Genomic DNA, 1,758 nt, shown 5'->3' with positions numbered 1-1,758 from the left:
CAGCGAAGTTATCCGAGCAAACCGATAAACTCCTTACCCAAATCGATTATCATCAGCTCACCTCATACCTATGTGCTTCAAATTCCATCTATATCCCCTTTTCATGGGATCAACTCGAAGAAGGTTCTTTAAACTTCAAAAAAACTGCCGATAAAAAATTCTATTGTGAAATCAATCTCCGCCTCAAAGAGTACGGGGAACTCAATCTTATGATGGCACTATATGCGGGAAATCAACTCGAAATTCAGGCTCATACCGAAAAGCCTGAACTCAAAACACTTATTCAAGACAATATTGGTGAGCTCAGATCACTCCTGATCAATGCCGAACTCACTCCTCGCTCTATACGGGTATTTGAAATGCGAGAAAATCTCTCGCCTATTAGCAAAGGTTATTCGGGATATCAGCACAAATCAGATTTAGGTTTTGAGGTAAGGGTATGAAAAAAGCGGTAGCAATGCGCTACGATAACGAAAAAGAGAGCGCACCTCGCGTTATAGCATCTGGCAAGGGAACTACAGCGGAAAATATCATCAAAATCGCTGAACTACATAACCTTCCGATCCGTAAAGATGAAGATTTGGTCGAACTTCTCAGTAAAGTAGAGATCGATAAAGAGATCCCTGAAACACTCTACGTTGCCGTTGCCGAAGTATTTAAATTTATCTACAAAATCACTAATCCTCGATAAACTCATCCACAATATAATCTTCTAAATCGATATCATCGTTTTCCAAAATCGGATTCAGCGCGTGCATCCCATGCGGATGAACCGAAGCAGGGGTTTTAGTGATGAGCGGGTGCCACAGGGGGAGTGGTTTTAGCTCATGTCGGAGACGATACGCACACGTTTCAGGAAGCCAATCAAACTCCCCTACCCGCGCTAATGTCAGCTTCATACACCCCTCTACCCTCTCATGACGGTTGGCGTAATCACTGCACGCACGTCCGGCGATATCATAACAATGGCAGGCAACACGGGTCAAATAAATCGCATCATCGTCTTCATCTTGGATACGGTGCAGACAACACAGCCCACACCCATCACACAATGCTTCCCACTCTGACGGGTTTAGTTCTTCGAGCGTTTTCGTTTCCCAAAATGGGGCAGTTTCAATAGTTTTCATAACCGAAAAATAGCATATTTAGGGTTAAAACCGAGTATTTGGAGCGTTATTTGGGTATCATGAGGATAACGAAAAGGATATTTTATGACAAACGAACAACCATTGAGTGAATTACTACGTGAATGTGCAGACGCTATCGGAGGCAAAAACTTTTTCCTCACCCTCGCTGAGACGATCCGATCTACCCGTGAGGGGATTATCGTCGGTGAGAAAAAACAGATCAACTACTCTAGCGGGACGATGACATGGAACAAAACCCTCCATGCCGATAACTGGAGATTGTTGATCGAATCGGCAAAAGTCCGCACCAAAGACGGCAATATTCTACTCCCCGCCGAAGACAAGAGACACAAAAACATCCTCAACATGATCCGCACCCTCAAACCGCTCACTTTTGCCGTCACACCGACGAACAGTGCAGATGGAGAGGGATTTAGTTTCAATGCGTTGGAAGTGATCGATGAGAAGACCACGCGGGTATCGCCGCTCTTTAAAGCGATGTTTGTCATGCCGATGGATGTATTGAAAAAGAATATGGGGTAATTGGGTCACTCTATCTATATTTTTGTAACGTTTTGTTACTAATATGATATAATTTTATCGATACCAAAAGGAAGACGCGGTGAATCTC

General features: G+C 43.7%; 4 protein-coding genes. 3 read left to right on the top strand and 1 reads right to left on the bottom strand.

The window, feature by feature from the left end; translation table 11 throughout:
- Together WA010_RS00205 and WA010_RS00200 are read left to right on the top strand one after the other, a co-directional pair.
- Positions 1 to 443: flagellar hook-length control protein FliK (locus WA010_RS00205; protein ID WP_422555165.1), on the top strand; the 443-nt coding region annotated here is incomplete at its 5' end.
- Positions 440 to 691 (top strand): EscU/YscU/HrcU family type III secretion system export apparatus switch protein, encoded by a 252-nt coding sequence (locus WA010_RS00200; protein WP_422555164.1) that lies wholly within the window; start codon positions 440 to 442, stop codon positions 689 to 691. The genes WA010_RS00205 and WA010_RS00200, both read left to right, overlap by 4 nt.
- On the opposite strand, the gene WA010_RS00195 is transcribed toward WA010_RS00200, so the two are convergent.
- Positions 678 to 1,127, bottom strand: a complete 450-nt coding sequence (locus WA010_RS00195) for a YcgN family cysteine cluster protein (RefSeq protein ID WP_422555163.1) — start codon at positions 1,125 to 1,127, stop codon at positions 678 to 680. The genes WA010_RS00200 and WA010_RS00195 overlap by 14 nt on opposite strands.
- Positions 1,128 to 1,211: 84 nt before the next feature.
- On the opposite strand from WA010_RS00195, the gene WA010_RS00190 reads away from it, so the two are divergent.
- Positions 1,212 to 1,670, top strand: coding sequence for a hypothetical protein (locus WA010_RS00190; RefSeq protein WP_422555162.1), 459 nt, complete (start codon positions 1,212 to 1,214; stop codon positions 1,668 to 1,670).
- The last annotated feature ends 88 nt before the right edge of the window (positions 1,671 to 1,758 follow it).

This window comes from Sulfuricurvum sp., assembly GCF_049305995.1.
In the GTDB taxonomy this organism is placed as follows: Bacteria; Campylobacterota; Campylobacteria; order Campylobacterales; family Sulfurimonadaceae; genus Sulfuricurvum.
The sequence above is the reverse complement of the archived record's forward strand: the minus strand, read 5'-3'. Positions and strand labels throughout refer to the sequence as shown.